Raw genomic sequence first — 1,741 nt, 5'->3', positions numbered from 1 at the left:
GATGATGTTGACTTCGATCCGAACAGACTGTCTTTAACAGATAAAGCGGAATATGATCGTCTTGTTAAAGAAGCGGCAGAGGCGGAACGTGCCGCTGAGAGTGCTAGTTTAGTAGCTGATAATGGAAATACAAATACAGCATTTTGGGAAGCTGCTAAAGCAAAAGCCGGTGAAGCCAGGAAAGCTCTTTCTGAATTTACAAGAAATGTAGCTAGGGCAATGGGAGTTAATACTATTCCTAACATGAACGGGGTTAGTTTACCTGTGAGAGAAACTGCCGCCCTGGGAAATCCGAACGAAGTCAGTCTTCCTCAAAATAAATTATCTCAAATTGATGAGAATGCCTCCAAACTAAATGACAAATTAAGTAAACTTGGAATAGAGTTAGGTGAAGTAGGAAAAGGTTATTCTGATAAAGCATTTAATGATTTAGATGCAGGTGGTAAGGTAGATAAGATAAAGAAAGATTTGGATGCACTTACAAAACAGAAAACTGATTTGGAAGCGCAGAGAGATACTTTGAAAAAGAGCTCCGCCGAAAGATTGAAATATGAAGCTGCATTGAAGGATTTAGATCAACTGTCAGGAAAAATCAAATTTCAGGAAGTTTTGCTTCGATCTACTCCGTTGGAAATTCAGAGGGATGCTTTAGGTAACATAAAACCAGAATCACTGCTTGGTGAAGGTAGAGCGATTATCGATACCAATGATCTTAAGCAAATGCTAACTTCGGGTTATTTTACGCAGGATAAAGATCATATGGGTAAAATTATGGCGAATATAGCCCAAGAGTTAAATAAGTTTCCTGAGGGCAGTTTTCCGATTAAACAGATAGGAATTGCAGGAACTAAACCACTAGACTATATAACAGGAGAGGCAAAAATCCGTGCGATGTTCAATGATCCGAACTTTGCAGCGGGCGCTTCGTCAGGAATGTGTTACTCATTTGTGAATTATACGATGCAGAAAGCAAATGGAATAGAAACAAGATCATTTTCTCAGTGGTATGTAGACAACGTAAATGAAGGACGGATCGGTTCCGGAGAAACTCAAGGCGGAAGCACAGGGATTTTTGAAGGAACTGGCGACGTGAATCCTTACACTTATGGTGATGGAAGAAATGTAAACGGGGTGAATTATGGAACGTATAAAGAGCCGTTAAGAATTGATCACCAGGATGTAGCTGCTGTTAAAAGATCTGTCACAAAACTAAATAATAGTTCCGCACAGACTGCCATATTGCATATTGATACAGGTAGGGATGGATCAGAAGGAGATCATTATATTACGATCATGCGAAACTCTGAAACTGGAACTTGGGAAACAGTGGATCATACGAGTGGTGATCAACCAAGAAGAGGGTCAAATCCGTTTGATCCAAAAATGGGGCTTTTACAAGATATCAGAAGGATAACATATGTTGATTAGAATATTTATAATATTAATCGGGTCTTTGTTGTTACAATATTGTAGTAATAAGAACAATATGCATATAACCGATCTAAAAACAGGAAAATCAGAATATTATATAAACTCTGATGCAGAAAGATGTTTTGTTATATGGGGAGGAGGAGATAAAGTTTTTTTGAAGCTTTTAACGGAAAGATTTAAAATTACTTTTGATGAAATTGAGAGTTATGGAGGAGGGTTGAACTATCGTGTGATTGTATCCAAAGATTCGATTCGGTTCAAAACTTATGGGAGCGAGCAAGTTCATAAATATAAAGTAAAACAAATTTCA

At 37.8% G+C, this 1,741-nt stretch carries 2 protein-coding genes; both read left to right on the top strand.

Going from position 1 to position 1,741, the window contains the following annotated elements; all coding sequences use genetic code 11:
- A partial coding sequence (locus EHS11_RS19735; protein ID WP_167884322.1) for a hypothetical protein occupies positions 1-1,428 on the top strand: 1,428 nt, incomplete at its 5' end.
- Positions 1,418-1,741: hypothetical protein (locus tag EHS11_RS02525; protein ID WP_135762851.1), on the top strand; the 324-nt coding region annotated here is incomplete at its 3' end. The genes EHS11_RS19735 and EHS11_RS02525, both read left to right, overlap by 11 nt.

Origin of the sequence: Leptospira ilyithenensis, assembly GCF_004771005.1 — a bacterium.
In the GTDB taxonomy this organism is placed as follows: domain Bacteria; phylum Spirochaetota; class Leptospiria; order Leptospirales; family Leptospiraceae; genus Leptospira_A; species Leptospira_A ilyithenensis.
This window is presented reverse-complemented; position numbering and strand designations above follow the sequence as displayed.